The organism is Burkholderia plantarii, from assembly GCF_001411805.1.
GTDB classification, from domain to species: Bacteria; Pseudomonadota; Gammaproteobacteria; order Burkholderiales; family Burkholderiaceae; genus Burkholderia; species Burkholderia plantarii.
Window position 1 is genome coordinate 1 of record NZ_CP007214.1, and the last position, 25,714, is coordinate 25,714.

A 25,714-nucleotide genomic window follows, 5' to 3' on the forward strand; every position below is an offset into this window, starting at 1 on the left:
TCACATTTCACAAAAAATATCTTATGATGCGGCGTGACAACCAGATTCTCCACGTGGAGAACTCCTGGTTCGACTATGCCAGTTGATTAAGGAGAGCCGAATGGGATTGGTGTTCGCAGTCGCAAATCAGAAAGGTGGCGTCGGTAAAACGACCACGACGATGAATCTTGCCGGGGCGTGCGTGGCGGAGGGCTACAAAGTCTTGGTCGCCGACGCAGACGATCAGAGGTCCTGCATGAGCTGGGCTGCTACTGCAGGCGACGAGCCTCTTCCGTTCGATGTCGTAAGCCTGTCCGACTTGGACAAAATGATAGGGAGGCAGATAGCGTCACTCGCCGAGAAGTACGACATCACGATTGTCGACTGTCCCCCCAATATTGCCGATTTAACGACCGGTCGTGTGCTGGCTGTCGCCGACGTTACGCTCGTTCCAACCGACGTGTCTCCATTGGAAATGTGGAGCAATCAAGGGATGATCAAACTCGTCGAGCAAACACAGACAATCAATCCGAACGGAAAGGTTGCGCTTTTTTTAAATAAATTCCAACCTCGTTCAATGCTCAGTGAGCAGATGGTCCGATTGCTGGAAGAGGGAGGGGTAACACTTTTGTCAGAAAAAGTGCCCTATCGAGAGGTGTATCGACAAGCCGCCGCCCTCGGGAGAACGGTCTTCGACGCGAAAGGACTGAGAAATACGAAAGCAGCGAAAGCCGACTTCAAGAATTTGTTTGAAGCTGTTGTCAATCTCCATCAAGGGAATTCTGAGCCAGAGGAGAAAGCATGAACGCGAAAGGGAAGTTGGATTTGACGAGCAGGGTCCGAGCCGGTATGGACGATCAGCGGAGGTCGGCGACTGCGCGGCTCGACGCGGCGCAGGTCGTTCAGACGGCGCATCTCGAAGTGGCGGCACAACTGCCAAGTGACGTGGCAAGCAGAATTCCAGGGATCGTCTCGCGCGAGGGCATCACCAGGTCCGATCGCCAATCCGTAAAGATCCGGGTCGCGGACACAATTCCTAATCCGTACAACCCGCGGGTGTTTTATGACGAAACGACCATCGGCAATCTGGCCGAGTCGTTCGGATCGCAAGGCCAACTTGAGGCAATCAAGGTTACGCGCTTGCCTCAATTTCCAGACAAGTGGGTGACCATCGACGGCGGCCGTCGGACGCGAGCGGCCGTTCTTCGCGGCGATGAGTTCATTGACGCCGAAATTGTCGACGAATCTCTCGCAGCTAGTGCTTTATATCTGCGGGCCTATCACGCGAACAAGGACCGAGACGAGCAGACCGATTTCGACGACGCGTACGCTTGGAAGAAGTTGCTGGATGACGGTGTATTTCGCGACCAGAACGAACTTGCGGCGGCCGTGGGCAGCGACCCAAAGCACGTAAGCAAGGTGCTCCAACTGACGACGCTTCCGAAAGCACTCCTGGAGGCAATGGCAAAAAGGGCCGACGTCGTCCGTCTGTCACACGCGTACAACCTCAAATTGATCTGTGACCGGGCGGGGGCCGAGGTTGCCGAACGCTGGCTGAAAGAGGTTCTGGACGGTACTGCGAGCGTTCGCAAGCTCGAGCAGGTGGCGGCCGCCGAGCAGACGAAGGAGGCCGGGGCAAAGCGCACGAAGGTTCACTACCAGTCGAAGTTTCCATTCCGATCAAATGGCGGTGACGAAATTGGAATGCTGAAGCAGTTTGCTGATGGACGGACCGAATTGACGCTCACAGGAGTAACGGGAACCGCTCAAGAAGAGCTCGGCGAGAAACTGAAAGAGCTTGTAATGCAGTGGATCGCGGCAAATCCTCTGAGCGAGTCGCCTGAGTAGATAGCCGAGGGCCTCCGGCCACACAACGCATAAGTTGGGGCGCAAACGGACGTTCACAGTCACGCATACCTTGGGGCGCTTTTGGCCGCGCCTCTACGCATATCTTGGGGCAAACAGACGGTCGCCGATCGCGCATAAATTGGGGCGCTTTTTGCCACGTCTCCACGCATATCTTGGGACGAATGGACAGCCGCTAGACGCGCATAAATTGGGGCGGGTCACGTTAGACGTTCAATCCGGAAGTTGCAATCGACATGCAGTAACCACTCGATTTTTCGCGGAAGTAAGCACGAACAAGGGCGAGCTAGTACGATCGATTAAGAGGGCGCATAAGATGGGGCGCATCTATCTGACCTCCAGCGCATATCTTGGGGCGACAGGTTAGCCCGCGGTCACGCATAAGATGGGGCGGGTGACCGGCCTTCGTGACGACTCTCCGCTCGTGTAAGCCTCCACGTTCCCTGGGATACGGGGATCTAGAAGGCAGCCAGGAACGCGCATACGTTGGGGCGGTAGCTGTGATCTGAAGGCCGCATAACTCGGGGCAGAGACTGGGGACGTGCGTCTGCTTTTTGCACACGATCTGCCGTAGCGAGCCAAAGGCATGAATTTGACCTGTCGGGGGGAAGGTTTTCTTTCTTCTTCGTGGTCGAGAGGTCGCGAAGTGTGGGCAACCGAAGGTTGTCCACCGCAGCGAGCTCCTCTACAAGCAAATTAAAAGTAAACGTACCTATAAAAGCAAAGCTAGATGGGAGAATTCCTCTTTCTTATCATATGGTTGGCCGTTCTTTCGCCCCAGGATATGCGTGGACCGCCCCAAGGTATGCGCAAATGGCCCCGATTTATGCGTGATTCGAGCCCCAACTTATGCGAAATCCCGCCCCGAATTATGCGTGGATAACTTGTGTTATCCACAGGGTTTATCCACACCCAGCCCCGGCGCCCCGACATATGCGTGACGGGCGAGGGTGGCTATGTTTTAATCCGCGAAACTGAACGAGCACCATCATGGCTGAACCGACGAAACTCAAGGGCAAGTCGAGCAAGTCTGCAGAGCCGAAGTCGGCCGCGATACGGCCGAATGTCGCGAGCCGACTCTTCGAAGAATCGCTGGCCATCGAGCGTGAGGATGCGTTTCGGGCCGGTATGGCCGGCTTTATGGGGCGTGCGCTCGTGCAAGCGACTTTGCCATACCGCGAGCCTGATCGGGACCTTCCGGTCTGGGGAAGGAGGTCGGGCGAGATGAGCCTGATCATCAAGCCAGGCTACTACCTTGAGCAGAAGTCGAATCAGCTCGCCAGCATGGGGTACCCCTATGGAACGATTCCCCGGCTACTTCTCGCATGGCTAGGTACGGAAGCGGTGCGCACCAAAGAACGGCAGCTTGTTCTCGGGAAATCACTTTCCGCGTTCATGGATGCGCTGGGTATCTCGGCTCACACGGGCGGAAAGAACGGCTCCATCACACGTGTGCGTGAAATGATGAAGCGCCTCTTTGCGTCCGATATGGCTATCGTTCATGGTGGCGGGCCAGCGCCAGGTACGGATTTCGCAACACGCAAATTCAGTATCGCAGACGAAACCTGCCTCTGGTGGGACCCTCAGGCGCCGGAGCAAGCGGGACTTTGGCAGTCGACGGTCACACTATCCGAACGGTTCTTCAGAGAGATCCTCGAGGCTCCGGTGCCGATCGATTTGCGTGCGCTGAAGGCGCTACGTCAGTCGCCGATGGCCATCGATTTGTACTGCTGGCTGACGTATCGAAATTTTTCCCTGCGAGCTCCGACCACGGTTCCTTGGGAAGCGTTGAAACTCCAATTCGGATCGGGCGCCTCTGAGGACAAGAAGTTTCGAGAGACCGTGCGACGAGCATTGGTCCAGGTGCTCGAGGTCTATCCGGCGGCGAACGTCAGTCCCACGAAGGCCGGTCTCTACCTGGAGCCCTCCAGGACGAGCGTCCCGCGGGCGATCAAGATCGCGTAATGCGAAGAGAAAGCAGGCTTCCTCTCCGCATATCTCGGGGCAAACGCCTTTCACCACTACTCCATGAGCACCTGGTGCGGCGCTGGGCAGGCTTCCCACTTGGTCGACGTCGAGATCTACGTGGCACGGCAGGCTGTCAGCGACTCACCTCCTAGTGCCGCAGACAGCCGCCTCGGCCAGGCCAGCGCACGGCTCTGATTGAGCGTGTGCGGTGGGCAGCCACAGCGCATTGAGCGCTGCGGCAGTACCCAGGACCTGATCCACAGCGAGATCAACATGGTGGTGTCAGCTGCCCGCGCTCAAATGCCGCCTGCGGTTGGACCTGGCCCGCGGCTCGCCGAGCGCGCACGTCGCGCAACTGCGGCGACTCGAGTCAGGCTCGCCCCGATAACACCACCACGTCCACATCGAGGTCCGTGAACTGCGGCCGGGTAAGCCAGCCGGGCGAGCGCGCACGGTGCCAGCGCATCCTGGTCGACGGTTAGGGTCCACGCGGTATGTCCTGGCGGCGGCCAGCAGCCTACATTCTTGTGCCGGCGACGGTCACCTCGGCCAGGCCAGCGTGCGGCTCGTCGAGCACGAACGTCATGCACCTGCAGCGTGCCGCATCGACGGTGACTCTGGCGGCGCCGCGGCTGCGACCACGTCCACATCGAGGTTTTCATGGCGCCGCCGGACCGTGGCCAGCTCGGGGCGCCCCCGCGCGTGCAGTGGCCCGACCGGCTGCTTCTCGAGCGCGGGCTACACCGCCGCGGCGCGTCGCCGGCACCGCCACTGGGTGCTTATGCCACCGCCGCCGGCCGGCCGCTCGCCGAGCGCGCGCGTGTTGCACTGTAGCTGGGCTTCGAGTGCGCCACGACGGCGAGTCTGCGGCTGGACGGGCTCGCTGATGAGGCCGACCTGGCTCCTTGATGTCGTGGTGAACGGCTGATAGCCACACCTTGTTGGCTAGGGGTTAGGAGGGCGCGAGGTCGTTTGAGCGTAGGAATGAGTCGAAAGACCGTTAGTTGCGTACACTGCCCTTCCTTGCAAAGCTTGGCTGCGTCCGCGGCGCGTTCAGCGAACAGGCGGTCGGCGCGCACACGCGCGCGTTGAGCCCGGTGCCGGATTTATCCGGTACCGGGTGATTTACGCGCACTTGGCGGTGCGGCGGGCGAAGCCCGTCGCGGCGCTTAGTGCCAGCCGGAGGATGGAGACTGCGTCGCGACGCAGTTTCGTCTGCGGGCTTGCCCGCCCCTCTGAGGCGGAGCCTCAGCTCGATCTAGGGTAGATAGAGATGGGTTCTGACTAAGCTCCGACATTTAACGCCTTCCGACCCCGACATTTAACCGCATTTATCCACAGCGCCGCGCCGGCGACACCGGACTCCAGCGCGGAATTGCGGCCGCCGCGCGCGTTCTTCGGCCGATGAGGGGGCGGCCGCGCTGTCCTGGCCAGCAAGCGGCCGTGCGCCTCCCTCGCGGGGGCGATCGGAAGGCGCTACATAACGTCAGAGGAATTAGCCTGGCGGGGAGAGCTGGCTGCGCGCGACGCGGAAACACTGATCGCGATCCCAATCAGGGTTCGCTTCCTTCAGCTGGCCGACTCGGATCATTACCGCGCGCTCGAATTCGGCATGGTGGTCGGCGCTGGCCAGCGCGTCGCGCGACTTCGCACGTGCTCGTGCGGCCGCGAGTTTGGTCGTGAGCTGCTCGAGCAGCTGGCCAACGCCGGCCGCACCTGCGCCGCTCTTGCGCTCGCGCTTACGGGCGGCGTCGCGCCGGCGCTGCACACGAAGGTGCGCGCGCGTGCGCTCGTGGCGCAGCCACTTGCCCAGGCCGAACTGCTCGAAGAGCGCCGGCGAGAGGTAGCGGATCGCGGCCAGGCCGCGGTAGCGCGGCCCCTGCTTGTCGACCTGAAGCTCGCATTGCGGCCGGCTCTTGACCAGGCGCGCGGTGACCAGGTCGCGCAGCGCGCGCTCGGCGCGCCGAACGGGCAGGCCTGCCTGCTCGGCGAGATAGGGGAGGGTGAAATCGATCCAGGCGCCCTTGGACGGCACCGCGACGCGGAGCGTGGAGAGGTCGCAGAATTTGACCAGTGCGCGCACCAGCTGGACGCACGCGACACGGCGCTCGCTGCGCTGTTGCCGACGGCTGCCGTTGGCCGCGTTGAGCGCTGGCAGCCAGGCCTGCGGCGTGTCGAGATAGCGGCCGAGCCGCAGCTTCAGTTCACGCAGCAGCCGCGGCGAGTTCGCGGGCGCCGGGCAGGGGATGTCCGCAGGCCACACGCGCTCGGGGAGCGCGCCCGTGCGGCTCGGCGCGTGCGCGACCGACGTCGGCGGCACGTGGCCACCGGCGTCTGGCACTGAACATGGCGCGGCGGCCGGGTCTGCCGGCTGCGAGCGAAGGGGGAGACGAGTCACGTGGCGTCTTAGCGCGTGACGTTGCCCCTAGGCGCCCGGCGCCTCTCGTGCGTGATGGCCACCGCCTGCCATTCGCGTGTCCTCGGTGCTGCGGCGGCCTCTCGCTGGCCGCAGTTTCTCTCTGGGGCGTTCACGCCCGCTGTGCTCTCGTATGTCATCTCGTGTGTTTTTGTCAGTCAAATTTGGTCACACAGATGTCGCTTGACAGGGCAGTTTCCCGCTCTAGAATCCGAGCTTGGTCTGATGTGGCGGCTCGTTTTCCGCTCTGTCGCTAACATCTGTTACGCCCCGTCTATCCACGGGGCGTTTTTTTGGTCACGTTCTCTCTCGCCTCCTGTTGATCCGACGGCCAACAACATCCTTCGACGTTGCTTGGCAGTTCAGCGAAACCTTCCAGTTCCACACCGTTGTGCTCACAACCAATTCCTGGGCGAGTCCGCATCATCGAATTCGGGATCGGCGTATGGGCCTGACGGCGGAGCGGGCGGCCGATCGGGCGGTGGGATGTCTCGCGGCGCACGGTTTCGGCGCGCGGCGGCCGCCGCCCGTTCCTCGTAGGCGGTCAACGGCAGCGCCGGCATGGTCCCCGCGCCCACGCGCCAGACCCAGGCGTCGACGTCGCTCTCCTCGATCAAGGTGTCCAGGCTGCTCTGGTAGGACGTCGACGCGTCGGCCGGCACCACGAAGAGGGCCGTCTCCTTCTCGGCGTCGGTCAGCAGCACGTTGGCGATCGGACTGGTCGTGGCCTGGTTGTAGCGCAGGCACTTCAGGAAGCGGCGCTTCGCCAGGCTCTTCAGAAGGGTGTGCTCGGTAAGGTTCTCGAACGGAATCCAGTTTTCGGTCGTCAACATCATCGAGACTTCTTGAACCGTCGCCGTGCCGCTCGCCGACACGCTCGCCGTGGCGATCACGATCAGGTGCGTGCCTTCGGTGCTGGCCGACATTTCCAGCTCGGCCTTGAAGACCTTCTCGAGACGCTTCTTGGTTTTTTCATCGAGCATCAAACCGAAGCGGGGCAGGTGCTTGATGACCAGCTTGAAGCCGAAGCGGGTCTTGGCGATCTCCTTGAGTTCGCCGATTACGAGGATGTAGTGGGGCTTGCCGGCATTGGACGCGCTGATGCGCGCCAAGTGCGCCGCTCGGCGCTGCTCGATCAGATCCTCCTGGTCGAGCACGAACGTCTCAGGGATGTAGAGGAGGTCGATCAAGTCGAGCTTCTTCGACTGCTTGCCGGCCGCGGCCTTCAGCAGTTCGCGTCGCACCAGGCTCCAGCCGCGCTTGCCGGCCATCGCAGGCGACCAGCGATTGAGGCCGGCTTGCTCCCAGAGGTAGTGGAGGAGTCCCCGGAGCGTGAGCTTCTTTCCGTCCGCCTTCACGCTCTCCGGCTCGTTACCGGACGGCTCGGGCATTTCGCGCGAGGCGCCCTTAGCCAGCGAGAACCCGAATTTCAGCGTCACCATGCCGCTTTCCGGATCCTCGATGATGGCGCTGCCGTCGACATCGCCGTAGCCGCTGAGGCCTGCAGGCGGCTCGTAGGAATCGCACAAGGGATCCACCGAGTGCTGGCGGGCGGTGCCGGGCATCCGCTTGACGATAAAACGATCCTCGAAGCGGGCGATGTACATGGGAATGCCTGGGCTGCGGCAAAGGCAGAGCGGACGCTTCTTCTCGTCGTGCGCGGCCGGCAGCAACCCAAGGAAGCTGTTGCTCTCACCGTCGAATTCGCGGCCATCCAGTTCGAATCGTTGCATGGGGGCTCCTGGTCTAGCGCGCGGTGCGCGGCGCCGGGCCGCTGCGCGTGGTCATGGCGAGCGCGCGATGCGTCTCGAGGTCGCGCGTGTAGCCGGACAAGTTGCTCGTGAAGTCAGGCCGAACGCGGGTATCGACGTGGGCGTCCGGCGCGCGGCAGGTGCCGGCGAGCGAGTAGGTGCGCCCCTTTGATTCGGAGTGCATGTCGAAGCGCGCGATCGCGACGTCGGACGACAGAAGCTGGCGCATCGCCGAGATGGGCGCTCCCAACTTCTTCGCGAGTTGGCTCGTCGTGTACTTGACGCCTGGTCGCATCGTCGCAGCCACCTCGGTGACCGTGAGTGTTGCCCGCGTGGTCTTCGTGCTGCGGTTCATCGCGGCCTCCCCGGTATTACGTTTGGCGTGTTGATTGCGGGTCATGGTGGCGGTCCTCATTCCGAGCCCGGCGGCACCGGCCCGTACGTCGAACCGCGCGCGAGGTAGGCGAGGACGCGTCGGGCGTCCGTGACTGTCAGCGGATCCATGCTGACCAACACGTCCGCGCCGTACGGATTCGTGACCCATACGCCCTCATCGCTCACGTAGTCGAAGACGTGCCCGTGGACGTCGACCGACTCGCGGGCTGCCAGTGTTTGAAGGAATTGCTCCGGGGTGGGCAACCCAAGCGCAGCCCAGGCGCCCGCGGCGATCGCCGCCTCGGTTGCCTCTCGCCGCTCAGCCTCGGCACGCTGCTCGCCCAACTCGGCTTGCACCTCCGCGAGTGCGTCCTCCAGTTCAGCCCGTTCGAGCTGCGCCCAGTTGACCGAGTCCTCGAACGCCTCGCGCAAGGCCGGTACGTCGGCGAACAGGTGCGGACAGGACAGGTCGCTGTCATCGATCATCACCAGATCCCAAGCGAGGTCCCTGGCTTCCTCGCGCGCTCGTCTGAGCAGGGCTTGGCGCGCGACGCCCTCGTCGGTCGCAAACATGGCCGTCGCGTAATCGACACGTGCCTGCAGGGCGCGAGCGAACGCCACCGGGACGCCGTCTCGGGGCGGTGCCATCGTGACGCCACTGGTGAAATGCGTGAATCGAATCCGTTCCATATGTCGTCTCCTTCCCTTACCACGTGTAGCCGGCGCCGAAGCCAGCCGCGACGGTGCCGCGCGAATCGGTCGAGCCGCTCGCCTTCAGGATCCAGCGACCCGCATAGGTCGAGATGCCAAGCGCCATGGCCGACTGGCCGGCATAGGTGCCGCCGCCGATAGCGACCATGGTCTTGCCGGGTCCGGGTGCCTGCGGCAGATTCGCGATCGCCACGGCCGCTGCGATCCCGCCGTTCGCGTCCTGTCGGTTGTGCTCGATCTGGTTGGCCAGGCTCGTCACCGAGTCGTTGAGCTGCTGGACGTTGACGGCGTCCGTGGGCGCGACGCCCGGCGAGACGTTGCTGAGCACGCGAGTCATGCCCGTCGCGGCATTGCCGATCGATACCGAGTTGTCCTTGTCGGCGATGGACCCGGCGCCCAGCGCCACGGAGTTCGCCCCCGTGGCCGTCGCGGTATCGCCCAAGGCCACTGCGCTGGCACCGGCGCTCGATGCGCCCACGCCAAGCGACACCGCACGCTCGCCCGAAGCGACCGCCGAGGCGCCGATCGCGACGGCATCCGCACCCGTTGCGACGGCGCCCACGCCGGTGCTGTTGAAGGCGGCGTACTTGATGCTGGCGGGCGCCGCGTTCGCGGTCGTCTGGCTGAAGCTGGACGGCAAAATGGCGCCGAGCTGCGACGAGAGCGAGGTGATCGCGGCCGTGTTGGCCGCGACGGCCTGGTTGGTCGAGAACAGCTGCCCGCCGTTGATGGCATCGAGGCTTCCGGCCGACAGCGCACCGGCGGCAACGTTGCGCAGGGATACCGCCGCGCTCGCACCGAGACCGCCGAGGGTCACGCTGAGCTTGGTCGGATCGTCGTAGGTCAGCGCGCTCGAGGCGATCGCGCCCACGGTGCCGGCGAGTTGCTGCAGTTGGCCCACGTTGGCCGCGTCGGTGGCGTCGACGCCGGCGGCGACCCCGGTGATGCGCCTCGGGCCGGCGGTCCCGCTCACGTCGATGCTCGAGCCGCCGGTGCCGGCGCCGATCGTGAGGACCGCGGCGGAGCCGCCGAGCTGCTGCACCAAGCCGACGGTGCCCGCCTCGAGCTGGCTGGCCAGCGCGGAGACGTTCTGGTTGGTCGCGAAGAGTTGCCGGCCGGTGACCGCATCAGTGCTGGCCGCGGAGAGGGCGGCGTCGGCGACGTTGGTGAGGGCGACAGGGGCCGCCGCACCGGGCGCGCCGAGCGTGATCCGGGTGTGGGAAGCGTCGTCATAGCCGACGGCGTTGGCACCGCCCGTGCCGACGCTGGCGACGACGTCGTCCAGTTGCTGCAGGTTCACCGCGTCGGTGGCGCTGGTGCCTGCCGCGACGCCGGCGAGCCGGCGCGGGCCTGCGGTGCCGGCGATGCTCACGAGCGAGCCGCCAGTGGCCGCCCCAATGGTGATCGCGCCGTTGGATGCCCCGGTTGTTTGCTGCGTGAGTCCCACGGTGCCGGCCGAAAGTGCTGTGGAGAGATTCGCCAGACTGTTAGTTGCGTTTGATATTCCGGTAGAGAGCGAGGTCAGGGACGAGCCCGTGCTGGCGGCCAGATCCGAGAGGGCCGCGGCCGTGGCCGTTGCCGCCGCGTTGGTGGCATAGAGCTGCCGGCCGGATACGGCGTCAGTGCTGACGGGCGAGAGTGCGCCGTCGGCGACATTGGTCAGCGCAACGGGCGAGCCGGCACCACCGAGCGTGACGCGCGTATGGGACGCGTCGTCGTAGCTGATGCCGCTCGCGGCTGCACCGCCGGCCGCGGCCGCCACGGCATCGAGCTGCTGCAGGTTGACGGCATCGGACGCGTCCGTACCGGCCGCGACGCCTTTGAGCTGGCGGGGGCCGGCCGTTCCGGTGAAGTCGATGGCGTCGCCGCCCGCGCCGGCGCCGAATGTCAGGATGCCGCCGCCGGCGGCACCCGCCCATTGCACGAGACCAACGGTTCCCGATGCGAGCCCGGACTCAAGCGCCTGCAGATCGGTATTGGTTGTGGCGACCCCGGTCGAGAGCGACGCAACCGATTGGCCCGTCGACGTCGAGAGCGATGCGAGCGCGGCCGCGCCGGCGGTCGACAGGCTGCTGACCGCGGTGATGTTTCCGGCGAGAGCGCTGGACAGCGAGGTCATCGACTGGGACATGCCCGTCGATAGCGAGGTCAGCGCAGAGCCGGTCGCGCTCGACAGCGCGGAGACCGTGCTGGAGGTACTCGCGAGGCCGGCCGCGGTGCCCGTCGAGAGGCTGGCGATCGCGCTCGCGTTGCCGGCGACCCCGGTGGAGAGCGACGCCAAGCCGGCCGCCGTACCCGTCGAGAGGTTAGCGATTGCGCTCACGTTGCCGGAGACCCCGGTGGAGAGCGACCCCAGGCCAGCCGCCGTACCCGTCGAGAGGTTGGCGATCGCGCTCACGTTGCCGGCGACCCCGGTGGAGAGCGACGCGAGGCCGACCGTGGTACCCGTCGAGAGGCTGGCGATCGCGCTCACGTTGCCGGAGACCCCGGTGGAGAGCGACCCCAGGCCAGCCGCGGTGCCCGTCGAGAGGCTGGCGATTGCGCTCACGTTGCCGGCGACCCCGGTGGAGAGCGACGCGACCGACTGTGTGACGCCGGTCGAGAGCGTGCCGACAGCCTGACCGACCTGGTACAGCTCGGACCCGTTGACGGCGTCGAGACTGGTTGCCGTGACCGCGCCGGCCGAGATATTGGACATCTGGCGAGGCGAAGCCGCGGTACCGAAGCTCACCACACCGTTGGTGCTCGTACCGGCGACTGCATAGTCCTGGCCGGCAACGTTGATGGTCGAGACCGTATGCGGTGCGCTCGTGCTCGAGCCCGAGCCGATCGCGATATCGCGGGGATTGAGGGCGATGGTGTGATTGCCGATCGCGACGCTCTGGAGACCGAGCGCGCTCGCGGCTGTACCTAGGGCGACGGCGTTCGCCGCCGACGCGCTCGCCGTCGTGCCGATCGCGAGCGCGCCCCCTCCGGGGCTGCCGAGCGATGCCGCATTGGCGCTCGTTCCGATCGCGATGTTGTTGCTGGTGACCCCGCCAGCAGAGTCAGTGCCCGCGTTGGCCGCGCTACCAATGGCAATGCCCGCCTGGCCAGTTGCGGCCGCGCCCGGCCCGAGCGCGGTGGCGCCAGTGCCCAAAGCGGTGGCCGCGGCGCCGAGGGCAATGGCACTGACGGCCGTTGCCGATGCAGCTGAGCCGATCGCCAGCGCGTTGCTTGCCGTGTTGGTCTGCGTGACGGCCGCGAAGGCGCCGTTGCCGATCGCGACGTTGCCCATGCTGACGCCGTTGCCGGTGGCCACCCCCGCGTTTGCGCTGTTGCCGATCGCGACGTTCTCGAGGCCGACCGCCGATGCGGTGGATCCGATCGCCGTGGAATTCCCGCCCGCGGCCGTGTTGCTTCCGATGGCGACGCCGCTCGAGTCGGCGCTCACCGCAGCGCCAATCGCGATCGCGTTCGCTGCCGACGCGGTGGCGAGATAGCCGATCGCGGTCGACGCGAGGCCGAGCGAGCTAACTTCGTTACCGATCGCGATGGAGTCGTCGCCGCTTGCCTGCGCGTTCGTGCCAGTCGCGATGGCCTGATTGCCCGTCGCACCGTCTGCGAATGCGGCACCAGAAGTGGAGGCAAGCGTCGCCGCGATCGCTATCGAGATACCCGTCCGTTTGGGTCGTTTCATCACTTTCATTACAATCCCCGCTTACATCGAGATCCCGGCTCACGGGACGTTCACACCTGCGCAAGCAGGCCCTTGGTGCCCTCTGTTCCTGTCCTCCGCCAAGATTCCGGGAACAGAGGGGGTTCTTTTCAGTTCGAGCCCGCCGGCGCCGATCCGCCGGCAGCGGGCGCCGAGACGCTCGCGTCGGCCTGCAGGCTCTGGCCGCGGTCGATGAGCAGCAGCAGCGCGTCCTCGTTACCGGCGGCTGCGGCGCGCCGCACAAAATCCCGTCCGATGGCTTCCTTCTGCGCCCGGGTCATGCCCACCGAACGCGGGTAATCGCGCGGCGCAATCGCGCCCCGCATCAAGGCACGCCCCACCAGGTACATGGCGCCCGGCTCGCCGGCGTCGGCTTGTGAGGCGAGCAGGCCTGGGTAGTCCGTTTCGAAGCGCGCGCCGAGCCAGGTCGCCGCGCCGGGATTGCCTGCCCGCATGGCCGCCTCCATGCTCGGCCGCACCGCGCGGTCGGCGAGATAGCGTGGCAACGGCGATTGGGAGAGCCCCTGCATCAACATGAGGCCCGCGAAGGTGGCAAGGATCACGACGCCCGCGCGATCGCGAACAGAAGGGTTCGGATTCACGAGAAAGAGTGTCTTGGCCGGCCACTGAATCGACGCAGCGGCTTGGCGGCGGGCCAAGGCTCGCGCGCGCGACGCATCAGTACCGTATCGCCAGGCGAAGCAGAGGCGCGTGAAGGTAGCTTTCATCGTGAAGACTCCAGGAGGTGAGGGGTGGGATCGTTGGCGGCAGCGGCGGTGACAGCGGCACTGACGGCCGGAGGCTGTTGACGAACGCTGGCCACCGCCTGTTCAAAGGCGGTGCGCAGCATCGGCACGTCGCTGAACAGCGCGGGGCATTCGCAAAGGTCGGCCGGATCGAGCGCGCGGGTGCGGCCAAGCGCCATGGCGTGCTGGCGTGCCTTGGTCAGGTACTCGTGCCATGCCGCGGAGCCGGCGTCCGTGGTGCAGGTCGCGTAGGCGTAGCTCACGCGCGCCTCGAGGGCACGGGCCAGATGCGAGAGCGGGCGATTCATCGCGGCGCTCCGGACTGGTCAGCGGCGCCACCGAGCAGCGCCGCGGCGATCACCGGAAACGTCCGATGCATCGGCGGGTAACAGATCTCGTTCGTCGCGCACCCCTGGTACGTGACGGTCAGTTCGAACATCTCGCTGGCGTTCACGGGCACGCGCAGCGTTGCAGCGTGCTCGAAGACCTCGACGGGGTGGCCCGCGATCGCATCCGGCACCATGCGGCCGGGGCCGCGCTGGATCGCGCCGAGCCGCGCCAATTCGTCGTCGCTCGTGACGTGGAAGCGATCGCCGTACAGCCGGTAGCCGTCGGCGATCGCGAAATGGAGGACGACCGCGCCCGGCGCCTCGGTCATGCGCACACGGAACGCCTGATCTGGCTGCAGAAATTCGGGCGCATCGGCGCAAGCGGCGCCGGCGAACGCGAGCGCGGCCGCCACGATCATGTGGGGCAGCAGCTTGGGGAGACGGGCGAGCCACGCGATCATCGCGAACCCCGCCGGCGGCATGTTGCGTCGAGCCACGACACAAATCGAACGAACGGGAGCGTGAGGAAGCCCCAGAGGTAGATGAGGCCCGCATGCAACACGGTTTGCACACAGACTTGAGGTCCCATGTGGGTGCCAGCGATCCGCAACGAGGCAAATCGGATGGAATACCAGGCCAGTCCGACCAGAGCGACGCCGTATACGCACAACCCGAAGTTCTTCATGGCTCGGCGAGCGCCGAATAACAGCTCCCAATCCGCGTCGTGACCATTGAGCGCACGCATTGCGGGCGCCCAGAAAGTAAAGGCGATCGCGACCGTAGCGCCGATCGGCAAGATTTCGTCTGAGAACCAGTCACTGTCCGCGCTCGCGATCGGCACGAGCAGAACGCTGGTGGCGATGACAAGCAGCGCGAATGCGATGAGCACGTGGGCGGGCTCGACAGGCCGCGGGACGGGTCGTGATCGCATACGTGGCACTCCTTCAATCCAATAGAAATTCGGGAAAAAGGCCAACCGGCACCGCCGGTTGGCTCGAAAGAAACGCGGGGTAGGTGAGCCGCGTCTCTGGGGTAAACGGATTACTGGCCGATGCCTCCCTTGGCCACGTCGGTGGTCTCGGCAAAGGTGTATTTCTTGACCGTGCCGTTGTCGTCGAAGAGCACGGTGAGGGTCTTCTTGCGCACATCCGCGCCGTGCGCGAACGCACCGACGATCGGCACGAAGTTGATGGCGTGCGGCGTCGCGTGAGCGAGCTCGTAAGTCCAGATCTCGAGCCCGGAATCGGTGAACGTGGTCTTGTTGGGCGAGCCGAACGTGTCCTGCACTTCCTGCTTTGTGGTCTTGCCCTCCTGGATCTGCGCCCGGACGCTCGACTGCGAGGTGGCCTCGAGCCGCTCGTTACCCGTGGTGGCGCAGCCGGCGAGCACGACGGCGGCGCCGATGGTCGTGATCAGAAGCGTTTTCTTGGCGAATTTCATGGTCTGCCTCGTTGCGTTATCGATGGTGGAAAGTTCGTCTGCTGCTCAGTCAAAATGCCCCGCGCGCAGCTGCGCCTCGCGGAACCGGTACTGCCATTCGTTCATGTGCCGGCGCACCTGCAGGTCGATGTAGCTCACGTAGGGCTGCACGCAGGCCCACAGCGCCGTCACGGCAATGCCAGTCAGCACGTACATCCGGATCCAGTCGCCCGGAACGAACGTGATCGGCCGGCCGAGATCCAGGCGGTTGGCGAGCAGCTGCGCCCACAAGAAGAGGGCGGGCGCCCACGCAAGCCAACAGAGCACGACCAGACGCGCCAGATAGCGAAAGGCCCAACTGATCTCGATGCGAAGCAGCCGGGGGCTCGTCCACATGCGCCAGCGCGTGTGGCGCAGCTCGGCGCGGTAGAAGTGCGCCGGGTAGGGCAGAGGGCGAATGCGCGCGCGGCGCCGGAACGGATACACGGGCTGCCTCCTATCGCTCGAGCGAATGCTGGTGTTCGTGGGCGTGTCCGGCGTGCTCGATGTGCTGGTCGTGCTCCTTGACCTGGTGCAGCGCGCTGTCGGCCGAATACTGGATCGCCACCCGCTCGCCCACCTCGACGTCCCGCGAGAGGCGCTCGCGTGGGTAGACGATTCCGACCGTTTCGCCGATCTTGAGCAGAGCGTGGTTGGACGACTGCGCGAGCACCTCGCCCCGGTACGGGCGCGCCAATTCGCCCGCATCGCGCAGGATCAGGTTCTGCCGCGCGCCGGCGAGCCCGATGGCGTGCCGTGAGACTTCGTCCGGCACCGCGTCGCGCGGAAGGTCGCCGCGGCGGATCTGCGCGGACAAGTCGGCGCGCTCCTGCTCTGCGCCCGGCTCGGTCGAGAGGGCGGTACGCTCGGCGAGCCGGTGGTAGGCGGCATCCAGCTCGGGGAAGAGCGCGAGCGCCTGATCCCGGCCGAGCGTATCGAACGCCTCGCCCCGCTCGCGGTCGCGGGCTGGATTGGCCTCGGGCCTGCGCGGCGCGCGCGCCACGCTCACGTCCGGCTCCACGCGTGCCGTGTCGGTGCCGCCAAGCGTCGGCGATTGCCGCATCTTGCCAAGCAGCGCCTGATTGGCGGATTGCGGCTCGCGGGACGCGGAGGCGGACGCTTGCCTATCGACATCCAGCGGTTCGACGCCGCCCGGATCAATCACCACGAGGTGCCCGTCGACCACACCGAGGTTGTCGATCCCCTGGTCGCCCCAGCGGTACCCACGCTTGAGCAGGTCGGCTTCCATTCGCGCGACGTCCTTGGCCTGGACCCCGGCCGTGTCCGCGCGCGGCAGGATCTCGTAGCGCAGCGCCCCCTCGGTGCCGCTCAGAGTCGATTGCAGCACTTCGGGGATGCGCGGCCTCGCGGCAAGGTCGCCGACACCGAGGCGCACCACCTGCTTGCCGTCGTCGGCCGCGAGGACGACCGACGAGGCGCCGGCGCCGATCGGTTCGAGCCGACCGATACCCTGCGCCTGCAGCCGCGCCTCGAGCGCAGCAAGCGAGGGGGACGACGCGATCTGGTGCGCAATGGGATCGGGGACCGGCCCGCCGAGGATGGGCACATCACGAGTCATCGACAGCAGCGCGGCACGCAGATCTAACGGTGCCGCCGTGCGCTCGCGAGACTCCCGCTCCTCGACTCTCCGCTGAGCAGGCGCCGGCTGGCCTTGACCGAGGCCAAGCCGCTCGCCCTCTGGCTCCTGCGCCTGCCGCTGTTCGACTGCGAGTTCTCGGCGCAACCCGACCTCTCGCACATCCTGCGTCGGCGCGCCGCGCGCGATACGCAGCGCCATGACGTCGCCGAGCATCTGGACCAGTTGGCCGGCGTCCTCACGCGACAGCGGGCGATCGCGCTCGGCCCGCACTGTCTCGGCGGCCGCCGGCGCCAGCTGCCAGTCGCCCTGCCGGAGTTCGTTGCGATAGACCTCGCGATGCCGAAGGTCGAGGATCTGGACGCGGTGGACCGCCTTCTCGCGCTCGAGGAGCGCGATCGTCTCGACCATCCCCGCATACGCCTGATCGTGCTGCTCCGGGTTCACGACGCGACCGACGCCCGTCAGGGCGATTTCTCGCTCCGTTCGCAGTTGCGCCCTGGTCAGCGAGACGTCCTTCGGCATCGCGATGCCGCGCACCTCGACCGCATAGCCGCGCTCGGTAAGCCGCCGTGCAAGGTTGCGGATGCTGTCGGGATTGCGCATCGTGCCGTCGACGACGAGATGCCGACGAGCGGTCGATGCCGCGTCGGTCAGCCGGCCCGCCCACGCGCCGGCGGCCGCATGGGTAAGGTCCGCCGCGTGCTGCGGATCGCTCCGTAGCAACTGGCTGTACTGCGGCAGGTTCTCGCGCATGCGATCGGCGTCGATCAGCACTGCGCCGCCGCGGTCACCAAACTCGGCAACCGCCTGGCGCGCGAGCGCCGTCTTGCCGGTGCCCGGCTGTCCACCAAGCAAGACAGCGCGCGGGGCAGCCTGCTCACGGCTTGCGTCCAACGCTTCGCGCTCGACGCGCGCGTACGCCCTCTGGAGGACGAGATCAGGGATGGTTTCCATGTCGCCCCCGATCAGCTGCGGTCCGCGTTCAGCTGGCGCGCACGCGGCCCGAACTCGCTCAGCACGAACTGGATCGCCTGGCTATCGTACGGCTGTAGCGCATCGCGCAAGGTAACCAATGCTTTGCGCTCCGCGTCGGCCGCAGTCGCCCGCTCGATGTCCGGCTGACGCTGCATGTCCTCATGGGCAAGTACGGCCACCTGGTGCGCAATGAGTTGGCCAAGAATTTGACAGGCCACTTCGTAATCGACGGATGTCATCATGGTCTCCAACGTTGTGAGAGGTGCGGAAAGGGGAGTCATGGACGATCCTGATAGGGCTGGGATTCGTCCCAAAGCTTCGTCCACGCCGAGAGCGCCGCCGCGGCCACGGCCGTGTGATGCCAGATGACGAGGACGTTCTCGGCGTTGTGCCGCGCGCCGGCCTCCGTGTAGTTCATGGAGCCGGTCTGCGTGGTATCGCGATCGGCGACGATGAACTTGTCGTGCATGAGCGGAACCGCGAGATCGATCCGCACCGGGATGCCGGCGGCCGCGAGTTCGGGGAGCTTTGAGCCGCGGCCGTCGAGTTGAGAGCGATCGAGAACGACCCGCACCTGCACGCCGGCGCGCGCGCGAGCCAGGAGGTGGCTGACGATGTGGCGATTCGTGAGTTCGTAGGCCGCGACGACGAGTTCGGACTGGGCGCTGTCGATGACGCTGAGCACGAGTGCCTCGCCCTGCCCATCCGGGCAGGTAGCGAACTGAACAGACGCACGATCACCGGCCTGGCTGCCCTCGGAGTGGGCAACGCCACCGACATGGCCGTGCAGTGAGTCGGTGAGGTGAGTGACGGACGACGTGATTCCGCCCAGGCCCGGGCCTGAACCATCGTGCAGGATCAGGTAGCCGGCAACGCAGGCGAAGGCGAGGACGAGCAAGAACTTCATGCCGGCCTCCCCACGAGACCCGACTTTTGGGAGGAAGAGTACGGTGCGCCGCAACCGTAGAAGTCGGCATGACCAGCGCATCCCGCAAGGGAAAGCACCGGAAGCGTGAGCGCAGCAACGAACGCGCGCCTCACCGCTCGTGGCGGGCGATCGGCACTTGCCGGTGCGTCGAACGATTGCTTGATTTTGTTTTCGAAGAATGACTTGCTGCTACGCCTTTTTGGGCGTAGCGTCAACACTATCTTCGCCAGAGGACATCGCGCATGAGCCGCTTCCCCGATTACTTGTTTTTGGTAGCTTTCTTGGTCGCCTTCGGTGGACTGAATCTCATCTTCACGAACATGATCTTTCGGAATTCCGGACGCATTTACGTCCACAGCTCGAGAGTGTTCGTGATCGGGCTTGTCACCGCCGCTGGCTTGGGCGTGGCGATCGGCTTCGAACCGATGTTCGTCGGCTTGGGAAGCGCTTTCGCCAACATCGTTTGCGTCGGAGTCAGTATCGCGCTCGGGTGCCATCGTGGCGATATTCGACTTGTGCCGCGGACGGGCCGATATAGTCGTGCGGACGCAGACGAGTTTTTTGATCACCCCACTAATCGCGAGTTTTTCGCACCCAAGCACGACTTCCTCGCTGGCTCGATCGCCGACCCGAGTAGCCTCAGCTACCGAATGGAACATGAGTATCGAACCCGTCATCACTGATCTCCAGTAGGCCGGCCAGGCCCATTTTTCAATTGGTCTTGGAAGTTATGTTGAGGTGAGGGCGAGGTGGCGGGTGATTTCCCGCTCTCCTGACCGCCAAACGCGGACGGTCTCTGTGCGCCGTCGACAATTGGCAAATTGGCTGAATCCCCGACCCGCTCCGGCGGAGGCATCGCGTCTGTAGACCCGGCCGCCACGACAGGTGACGCCGAGGCGTTCACCTTGTGCGATGCCGCGGACGGCGGCCGGTCGACAACTGCACCGGCTGCCGCAGTTGCCTCGCCTACGTTCCCGCGAGGTGCCTCAGCTTGGCCCACCTCGACAATCTTGATGTCCGCGTCGGATAGTTTCTGCGGATTCATGCCGTGCGCAACGTCCCCGGGTACCTGCTGCGAGCCAGCATTTGGCGCATTGCGCGACCCGCCGCCAGCATTTTCGAGGCTCTCTCTCCTTGCAGCCGCGCGGTATGCATCCGACCTCGCGGGCAAGGCGCGCGCCGCGTCATTTTCCGGCTCCGTTAACCTCTGCATTGCGTCCGGAAGGTCGACCTTCTCACGGACCCGAGTCAATGGACGTTCGGCGTCGTTACCGATGCGGCTTTCCATCGCATCAACACGATCGTGCGCATCCCGTACGACTCGCGGTGCCAGGGTGTTTATCTCTACGGGCGTCGTATCAGTGCTGCCCACATTGGTAGCCATCCTTTCGAAACTCGCTGCGACATCGGAGCGCGGCGTACCTGCTCCCTGACTGACTACGGCGCGTTCTGTCGTGGGCAGGCGGCCGCCATTTAGCGCTCTCGTGGGCACAGCGGAGTTCTGGCGCAGGATCTCCCGCGTAGCCGAGTCGTCCGAGATGAGCTGTCTCAACTGGGTCTCGGGGAGGGTCATCATTCGGCTGTAGCTCATGCCGTTGCGCGTGGCGACGTCACGTAGATGCGCCGGGGTAAGCAGATTCTGTGTTTGCTCGAGACGCGAGACTTGTTGAGTCGAGCCTCTCTGACGAAGATCCGATGAACGGGACGTATCCGCCGAATCGCGCATTCCCGAGGACGCTTGTTCGGTCAGGGAGGCTGACTGCTCGTTCCGCGCATGCTGCCCGGATTCTTCAGCAGTAGCCTCCGAGTGGGTTTGAGAGCCTTCCCGACTGATCTGTTCGCTCGAGGTCTCGCCCTCTTGACTGGTGCGCTGATCGGCGAACCGTTGGGTATCGCTGTTCACGAAGCGCTGCGCGTATCCCCCACCCAGATCGAGGTCAAAGCCGAGCTTGCCGCCGAATCCTCCACGGCCCTCTCCCTCGCCGGCGATAGCGGCCGCGGCGCGAGTCTTGCTTCGATACCCATTACGCAGCGCTTCGATTTCTGTCGGAGACTTGCCGAGTGCCGTCGCGCGACGCACCAAGTCTTCTTCTTTCTGCAGGTCATATACTTCGCTGTTCGTTGATGCACTGCCGGCCCCCGCGGGCGTACTGCTCTGCCGGGTGGTTGGCGTACCGGCACGTCCATTGGAAGTCTGCCCTGGCGTTCCGGCAGTCTCAGCATTCGCCGGATTTCCTTCACCAAAGGACTTATCTGCGCCCAAACCGGCTCGAGCATCAGCTCCAAGGCGCCAGTTCGTCTCTCCTGACGTTGAATGCTCGTAGCTGTCGGTCGCCTGCTGCTCGACCGCCCGTCGACGATCAGTCGCCTCGGTCTGGGAGCCTCTCGTGCCACTACTCGCGTCGTCGCTACTTCTCTGGGTCGTCGCTCTATCAGAGCTATTTCCAACTGTATTGGTCGTAGAGGCTACCCGCTCGGAGCCCGCGAACGTAGAACTCGTTCGGCTGGCCGAGATGCCTGTCGATGTGTCGGTGCCGAGGGAACGTTCCGTCGCGCTCTGCGCCGTCGCGCCGAATCCAAAACTGCTCTGAGAGTCGCTGCGCGTGATAAGCCCGTTGGCGAAGTTCGTGAACGACGAACCCGTGCCCTGCTCGACGGTCACGGACCCGGCCCGATAGAGACCCGAGGTGTCGTATTTGTTCGCCGAGATCACATTGCGCGTCGAGTTGCCCACCGACGAATTGTCCAGGTGGCTATTACCGATGTTCTCGTCACCTTGGGCCTGCTGGCCGCCGATCTGCTGAGCCGGCGTCGTGAAGGCCCCTGTCGCCAGCGAGGCGAGGCGCTCTGCGCTCCAACTCGCGACATTGATGATGCCCCACGCGATGACGGGAGTCGTAACGATCATGTAGCCGAGCAAGGCTTGTTCGTCTAACAACGTGCTGCTGAACTTCGGTGCCATTCCAAACGGAACGCCAGCCTGCAGTGACATTGCCAGCATCTTGCTCCGCAGGTGGATCAACGAAAGCCCGTTGAGCATCGCGAAGATCACCGGCCAGAGCCCAATCCACAGGAGGATCTTGGCGTATGCCCCGAGGGTTCGCTTTGCCGCGTCTCCCCCGCCGATCAGGGAAAGGACGAGCACAATCGGAAACAAGGCATAGAGGATCGCCTCGATGTAATTGCGATACGTGGGCAGCGCTTCCTTCGCAAGAATCATCGTGGTCGTCATCGATCCGTTGGCGGCCACACCGGCCTGCGCCGAGCTGATCAGCGCGTTCACCTCGGCAACGCGGCCCGGGTCATTGAGCATCGCCGGCAGCTCGGCACCGGCTTGACGCCAGACGTTGTTGAACATCGCTTGGCGCAGCGCCGACGAAGCGTTCTGCGACGATTGCAGAATGAAGCCGTACGAGTCGCCAATCGCGTTGACAAATGCCGCCTTGGCGGCCGACGCGTCGCTGATATCGGGATACATCTCCTTGCCGTAGATCTGCTCTGCGTTTTGCTCCGCGTCCGTCACGCGGATCAGCAGCAGCGTTCCGGTGGCCGAGCAGGTGTCCGTCGTCGGACTCGCAGTCAGCGTGTTGGTCGTCACGTAGCGAGCCGGGCTCGTCTGGGTGAAGACGGTGTTGAACGGATCGGTGCCGCTCATGATCGTTTGGGGGTTGATCGCCCCGTCCTGGATGTCGTAGACGGTGCATTCCTTGAAGAATTGCATCAAGTCCGCCTGCAGGCCGGGGTCCACGACCTGCGCCTGGTTCACCTTCTGGAGTACCGAGACCCCGAATCCGAGATCGCCCTTCTGCAGCCCCAACGTGTCCGGCACGCTGAACACCGTCTCGTACGCCTGGGTGAGCGACCTCGACACCGTGGTGCTCGCCTGTGCGATTGCGGCCAGATAGGCGGGCACGTGGTCCACCTCGCGGGTGGGCTCGATACCGGTCACGTCCGTGATGAACACGTTCTCGACCGGCGCGACGACCAGCTGGGTCATGAGCATCGCGCTCGCGAACCACTTCACGATGTCGGTGCTCTTGCGCCCGATGGCCGCGACGAGCGCGATCAACAGGCCGCTCAGCAGCGTGAAGCGCATCAGGCCACTGAACGAGCCGCTGCCCATGAAGGATGCGACGCCGTTCAACACGTAGTAGAGCGTGTCGACGTTCCCGTACGTGTCGATTTCCATGTTCATTGCGTCGTCCCCGAGGTCAGGGTCTGGCCAAAGGCGAGCGAGTTACGCAGCGAGGGCGATATGCTGCTGTGGATCGCGCGCTCCATGGATTGAAGCTCCTCCACCAGCGACCAAGCGTTCGATGTCTGGCGGAAGGCCTCCATGACGACGTCACGTGCCTCGCGCTCGACCGAGTCAATGCTCTCGTTGATGCGCGTGGTCTGGTTCAACAGCGAGGTGCTGGTGCTGACCGTGCTGTAGCGCGCGATCGCCCGGCGCAGATCCTCGGCTGACCCGCGGATATAGGCTTCCGCGTACTTGGCGGCCATCAACGATTGGTAGGTGGCCAGCATCTGATCCGCCACGGCGCTGTTGTTAAGCCGCGTGCCGACCGCGATCATCTTGTAGACCGGCAGGTCGGTCATGCTCAAGAACTGGAACGTGTCGGTAGGGTTGGCCAGCGCCGACCGGTTCGCAACCGCGTCGACAATGCGCTGCAGCTTCGTCTGAACCAGCGATCTGAAGGTGGTGAACTGCACTTCCTGGGTGGAGGGGTTAAGGCACTTCGTCGTCTCGTCGCACTGGTAGAGCTGAATGGTGTCCGTGCTCGCGCTGGCCGGGTCATTGCCCACGAGTTCCTCGACGGTCACGCTGCCAATGCGGGGAAGGAAGACCGGATTGACTTCCGTGCCGTTCGAATCAGAGGGGTTCGGGAAGATCACGGTGCCAACCAGCGACATCAGGAACTCGCGATCGGACGTGCTCAGGTCCGGCAGCTGGAGCAACGCCTGCCACGTCACGTTGCCGTAGGGCTGCTTAGCCGCGAGGTTCGGGTTCTGCGCGGTCGCTGTATTGATCGTCGCGGCGGCTTGCGTGGCGTTGTTGCTGGTGTTCGACCAGGCGTCCGTCATGTCCGAATACAGGTTCATGAACGGCCCCGTTGTGTCCGCGAGGTTCGCCTGCTCCTTCTTCCAGGTGTCCGGCGTCACGGCATTCACGACGCCCTCGGCCGCCTGACACGAGTCGATGTTCATCCGGTTGATGTCCTTGGCGATCGCCTGCAGCGACTGCATGACGTTGTCGCAGGTCGGGCAGAGGTTCTGCAGCGCGAGCTTGAACGCGTAGCCGAGCGCGTTCGAGCCGATGTTGCGCAGTAGGGCGACGAACTGCTCCTTGTTGATGAAGCTGAACCCGCCGGTGAAGAGATCGATCCCGCCGCAGCCAGCGCCCCACGACGGCGCCGTCACACTCGCGAGCTGGTAGGTCTTGTGTGGTGTGCGCATGAAGACGCTGCCGCCGCTGTACATGTTCATCGTCTCGCCCTGCAGGACGCGCGGGCTGGATACGTTGCCCATCGCGTTGATGGAATCGAATACCTGCTGCATCGACATCGCATCGGAGGCGATGGGGCTGAATGCGATCACGCCAGCGGCGAACGCGGCGACCCAACGGGACGGTTTCATCAGAAGAGTTCCCCAGGCTTCGAAGCGGTAAGAACGAAGATGCGATCGACGATGTCCTGGAGCGACAGGACGCCTGAGCCGATCATGGCGTGGTCGCCGGTTTCCTTCGACGCGATGAATAGGGCCGGCACTTGCTGCACGCCCCAGATCGCGGCCTGACCGTGGTCCGCGGTCGGGTTCGGGAAATCCGGAATGCCCTGGCCATCGAGCGACACCGGCAACACGTCGATCCCGTACCGGTCCGCGAGCAAGCGAATGGTGGGCGCGAGAGCGTGGCAGTACGGGCAGTCATGCCGGAAGAAGAAGATCAACCCATGCTTATCGGCCAGCGCGCGCAGCTGCGCGTCCTGATCGTTATCGCGCGCCTGGTCATAGGTGTGGACGGCGACATTGTTGGTCGGCCGTTTGAGCGAGTAGTCGAGGTCCGGGTTCTGCCAGACGACGCGCCGCGACACGTCGGCGTAGGTCGCGCTCTTGGCCATCACATACAGCTCGAGCCGCTTGTACGATTTGACGTTCGTTTCGGTCGGATCCATCGTCGCGATGTCGAGCCGGTGCTTGAGCGCCTCGCGCATCTCGTCGGCGGTCTTGAACCGGGAGAAGTCGTCGGGGTCCGCCGGCGCGGCCGCACTCGCGATCGCCGGCGCGGCCGGCTTGTCGTCGTCATCGCAGTACCAGTTGAACTTCGCCTGACCGTCGCATTGCCACGCGGACGGGTAATCGACGCCGTCGGCAATCCCGAGCGTCGGACAAACCGCCGCACCGGCGAGCGCGGCCGCGATGGCGAGCCTGATGAGTTTTCGCGCCATCACTGGTCCCCTCGGCTCTCGCGCAGCCGGCCGCGCCAGTACAGCCCGAACGGTGTCGGTCTCCAGAGCTTTAAGCCCACGAGAAATCCGACTAATACGAGAAAGAAATACGTCTCGCGAAGCACAGCTGCGGAACGGACGGCGAGAGCAGAGAGCGGGACCTCGATCGTGTGGCTGCGTTCGCAGTGGCCTATCCGTGGTGACGCGTCTTCGCAGATGCGCAGGACAGCAGGCGTGGTTGCGGCCGCCGAACCGATTGCGATCTGCCATGCCGCCTGTGAGGACTCGATGAAAGGCGCAGGGCTGAAAAGAGCCACTAGCAACGACAGTGTCGCCAGCGGTTCGAGGATCACGACAAAGAGCATTCGACTCAGATAAATCGGAAGGCTTGTAAGCAGCGGGCCAAGCCAACGCGAGGAATCTTCGAAAAAACGCTTAGATGGTGTAGACATGGTCTCTTTCTCTCTCG

22 protein-coding genes are annotated in these 25,714 nt (G+C 64.7%); 3 read left to right on the plus strand and 19 right to left on the minus strand.

Annotated elements, in window-relative coordinates; genetic code table 11:
* Positions 1–100: 100 nt before the first annotated feature.
* The 3 genes from bpln_RS34795 (at position 101) to bpln_RS32590 (ending at position 3,810) form a co-directional block, all read left to right on the plus strand.
* On the plus strand, positions 101–784 hold the full coding sequence (locus bpln_RS34795; protein WP_082465551.1) for a ParA family protein: 684 nt from the start codon (positions 101–103) through the stop codon (positions 782–784).
* Positions 781–1,827: a ParB/RepB/Spo0J family partition protein gene (locus bpln_RS32585; protein ID WP_063891381.1), complete on the plus strand. Its 1,047-nt coding sequence runs from the start codon at positions 781–783 to the stop codon at positions 1,825–1,827. Before bpln_RS34795 ends, bpln_RS32585 begins: the two co-directional genes overlap by 4 nt.
* A 1,008-nt stretch (positions 1,828–2,835) precedes the next feature.
* Positions 2,836–3,810 (plus strand): replication protein RepA, encoded by a 975-nt coding sequence (locus tag bpln_RS32590; RefSeq protein ID WP_055141308.1) that lies wholly within the window; start codon positions 2,836–2,838, stop codon positions 3,808–3,810.
* 1,498 nt (positions 3,811–5,308) lie between these two features.
* On the opposite strand, the gene bpln_RS32595 is transcribed toward bpln_RS32590, so the two are convergent.
* The 19 genes from bpln_RS32595 to bpln_RS32685 all read right to left on the minus strand — a co-directional run bounded on the left by bpln_RS32595 (position 5,309) and on the right by bpln_RS32685 (position 25,697).
* On the minus strand, positions 5,309–6,211 hold the full coding sequence (locus bpln_RS32595; RefSeq protein ID WP_055141309.1) for a hypothetical protein: 903 nt from the start codon (positions 6,209–6,211) through the stop codon (positions 5,309–5,311).
* A 413-nt stretch (positions 6,212–6,624) separates the two neighbouring features.
* Positions 6,625–7,962: a DUF1173 domain-containing protein gene (locus bpln_RS32600; protein WP_055141310.1), complete on the minus strand. Its 1,338-nt coding sequence runs from the start codon at positions 7,960–7,962 to the stop codon at positions 6,625–6,627.
* A gap of 13 nt (positions 7,963–7,975) precedes the next feature.
* Positions 7,976–8,380, minus strand: coding sequence for a hypothetical protein (locus tag bpln_RS32605; protein ID WP_082465576.1), 405 nt, complete (start codon positions 8,378–8,380; stop codon positions 7,976–7,978).
* A gap of 11 nt (positions 8,381–8,391) precedes the next feature.
* The gene (locus tag bpln_RS32610) at positions 8,392–9,045 is read right to left on the minus strand and encodes a hypothetical protein (RefSeq protein ID WP_055141312.1); all 654 of its coding nucleotides are present in this window, start codon (positions 9,043–9,045) and stop codon (positions 8,392–8,394) included.
* A gap of 16 nt (positions 9,046–9,061) precedes the next feature.
* Positions 9,062–12,754 carry a YadA family autotransporter adhesin gene (locus tag bpln_RS33420; protein ID WP_063891382.1) on the minus strand — a complete coding sequence of 1,231 codons (3,693 nt, stop codon included), beginning with the start codon at positions 12,752–12,754 and terminating at the stop codon, positions 9,062–9,064.
* Between the two features lie 119 nt (positions 12,755–12,873).
* Entirely contained in the window at positions 12,874–13,491 is a 618-nt protein-coding gene (locus bpln_RS32620) for a hypothetical protein (RefSeq protein ID WP_082465552.1), read from the minus strand.
* The gene (locus tag bpln_RS32625) at positions 13,488–13,817 is read right to left on the minus strand and encodes a hypothetical protein (protein ID WP_055141314.1); all 330 of its coding nucleotides are present in this window, start codon (positions 13,815–13,817) and stop codon (positions 13,488–13,490) included. Before bpln_RS32625 ends, bpln_RS32620 begins: the two co-directional genes overlap by 4 nt.
* The gene (locus bpln_RS32630) at positions 13,814–14,335 is read right to left on the minus strand and encodes a protein-disulfide reductase DsbD N-terminal domain-containing protein (protein ID WP_244132000.1); all 522 of its coding nucleotides are present in this window, start codon (positions 14,333–14,335) and stop codon (positions 13,814–13,816) included. The genes bpln_RS32625 and bpln_RS32630 overlap by 4 nt, the downstream gene beginning before the upstream one ends.
* Complete coding sequence (locus bpln_RS32635) at positions 14,296–14,727, minus strand: hypothetical protein (RefSeq protein WP_055141315.1); 432 nt, start codon at positions 14,725–14,727, stop codon at positions 14,296–14,298. The genes bpln_RS32630 and bpln_RS32635 overlap by 40 nt, the downstream gene beginning before the upstream one ends.
* Positions 14,728–14,879: 152 nt before the next feature.
* Positions 14,880–15,278: an outer membrane protein assembly factor BamE domain-containing protein gene (gene bamE, locus bpln_RS32640; protein WP_055141316.1), complete on the minus strand. Its 399-nt coding sequence runs from the start codon at positions 15,276–15,278 to the stop codon at positions 14,880–14,882.
* A gap of 45 nt (positions 15,279–15,323) precedes the next feature.
* Positions 15,324–15,743: a hypothetical protein gene (locus bpln_RS32645; protein WP_055141317.1), complete on the minus strand. Its 420-nt coding sequence runs from the start codon at positions 15,741–15,743 to the stop codon at positions 15,324–15,326.
* Positions 15,744–15,753: 10 nt separating this feature from the next.
* Positions 15,754–17,850: a zeta toxin family protein gene (locus bpln_RS32650; protein WP_055141318.1), complete on the minus strand. Its 2,097-nt coding sequence runs from the start codon at positions 17,848–17,850 to the stop codon at positions 15,754–15,756.
* A gap of 11 nt (positions 17,851–17,861) precedes the next feature.
* Complete coding sequence (locus bpln_RS32655; RefSeq protein WP_244131999.1) at positions 17,862–18,152, minus strand: hypothetical protein; 291 nt, start codon at positions 18,150–18,152, stop codon at positions 17,862–17,864.
* On the minus strand, positions 18,149–18,778 hold the full coding sequence (locus bpln_RS32660) for a phospholipase D family nuclease (protein ID WP_055141320.1): 630 nt from the start codon (positions 18,776–18,778) through the stop codon (positions 18,149–18,151). Before bpln_RS32660 ends, bpln_RS32655 begins: the two co-directional genes overlap by 4 nt.
* On the minus strand, positions 18,775–19,476 hold the full coding sequence (locus bpln_RS36475) for a hypothetical protein (protein WP_148654281.1): 702 nt from the start codon (positions 19,474–19,476) through the stop codon (positions 18,775–18,777). The genes bpln_RS32660 and bpln_RS36475 overlap by 4 nt, the downstream gene beginning before the upstream one ends.
* On the minus strand, positions 19,476–22,988 hold the full coding sequence (locus tag bpln_RS32670) for a conjugal transfer protein TraG N-terminal domain-containing protein (protein WP_055141322.1): 3,513 nt from the start codon (positions 22,986–22,988) through the stop codon (positions 19,476–19,478). The genes bpln_RS36475 and bpln_RS32670 overlap by 1 nt, the downstream gene beginning before the upstream one ends.
* A gap of 2 nt (positions 22,989–22,990) precedes the next feature.
* Positions 22,991–24,436, minus strand: coding sequence for a conjugal transfer protein TraH (locus bpln_RS32675; protein ID WP_055141323.1), 1,446 nt, complete (start codon positions 24,434–24,436; stop codon positions 22,991–22,993).
* Positions 24,436–25,245, minus strand: coding sequence for a conjugal transfer protein TraF (locus tag bpln_RS32680; protein WP_082465555.1), 810 nt, complete (start codon positions 25,243–25,245; stop codon positions 24,436–24,438). The genes bpln_RS32675 and bpln_RS32680 overlap by 1 nt, the downstream gene beginning before the upstream one ends.
* Positions 25,245–25,697: a hypothetical protein gene (locus bpln_RS32685; protein WP_148654282.1), complete on the minus strand. Its 453-nt coding sequence runs from the start codon at positions 25,695–25,697 to the stop codon at positions 25,245–25,247. Before bpln_RS32685 ends, bpln_RS32680 begins: the two co-directional genes overlap by 1 nt.
* Positions 25,698–25,714: the final 17 nt, after the last annotated feature.

Bases quoted from the DNA above. Each gene is read 5' to 3' on its own strand.
- bpln_RS32670 (WP_055141322.1), bottom strand. From the start codon at position 22,988: ATGGAAATCGACACGTACGGGAACGTCGACACGCTCTACTACGTGTTG.
- bpln_RS32590 (WP_055141308.1), top strand. From the start codon at position 2,836: ATGGCTGAACCGACGAAACTCAAGGGCAAGTCGAGCAAGTCTGCAGAG.
- bpln_RS33420 (WP_063891382.1), bottom strand. From the start codon at position 12,754: ATGAAAGTGATGAAACGACCCAAACGGACGGGTATCTCGATAGCGATC.
- bpln_RS32585 (WP_063891381.1), top strand. From the start codon at position 781: ATGAACGCGAAAGGGAAGTTGGATTTGACGAGCAGGGTCCGAGCCGGT.
- bpln_RS34795 (WP_082465551.1), top strand. From the start codon at position 101: ATGGGATTGGTGTTCGCAGTCGCAAATCAGAAAGGTGGCGTCGGTAAA.
- bpln_RS32685 (WP_148654282.1), bottom strand. From the start codon at position 25,697: ATGTCTACACCATCTAAGCGTTTTTTCGAAGATTCCTCGCGTTGGCTT.
- bpln_RS32610 (WP_055141312.1), bottom strand. From the start codon at position 9,045: ATGGAACGGATTCGATTCACGCATTTCACCAGTGGCGTCACGATGGCA.
- bpln_RS32650 (WP_055141318.1), bottom strand. From the start codon at position 17,850: ATGGAAACCATCCCTGATCTCGTCCTCCAGAGGGCGTACGCGCGCGTC.
- bamE (WP_055141316.1), bottom strand. From the start codon at position 15,278: ATGAAATTCGCCAAGAAAACGCTTCTGATCACGACCATCGGCGCCGCC.
- bpln_RS32680 (WP_082465555.1), bottom strand. From the start codon at position 25,245: ATGGCGCGAAAACTCATCAGGCTCGCCATCGCGGCCGCGCTCGCCGGT.
- bpln_RS32620 (WP_082465552.1), bottom strand. From the start codon at position 13,491: ATGAAAGCTACCTTCACGCGCCTCTGCTTCGCCTGGCGATACGGTACT.
- bpln_RS32655 (WP_244131999.1), bottom strand. From the start codon at position 18,152: ATGACTCCCCTTTCCGCACCTCTCACAACGTTGGAGACCATGATGACA.
- bpln_RS36475 (WP_148654281.1), bottom strand. From the start codon at position 19,476: ATGACGGGTTCGATACTCATGTTCCATTCGGTAGCTGAGGCTACTCGG.
- bpln_RS32660 (WP_055141320.1), bottom strand. From the start codon at position 18,778: ATGAAGTTCTTGCTCGTCCTCGCCTTCGCCTGCGTTGCCGGCTACCTG.
- bpln_RS32625 (WP_055141314.1), bottom strand. From the start codon at position 13,817: ATGAATCGCCCGCTCTCGCATCTGGCCCGTGCCCTCGAGGCGCGCGTG.
- bpln_RS32675 (WP_055141323.1), bottom strand. From the start codon at position 24,436: ATGAAACCGTCCCGTTGGGTCGCCGCGTTCGCCGCTGGCGTGATCGCA.
- bpln_RS32605 (WP_082465576.1), bottom strand. From the start codon at position 8,380: ATGACCCGCAATCAACACGCCAAACGTAATACCGGGGAGGCCGCGATG.
- bpln_RS32600 (WP_055141310.1), bottom strand. From the start codon at position 7,962: ATGCAACGATTCGAACTGGATGGCCGCGAATTCGACGGTGAGAGCAAC.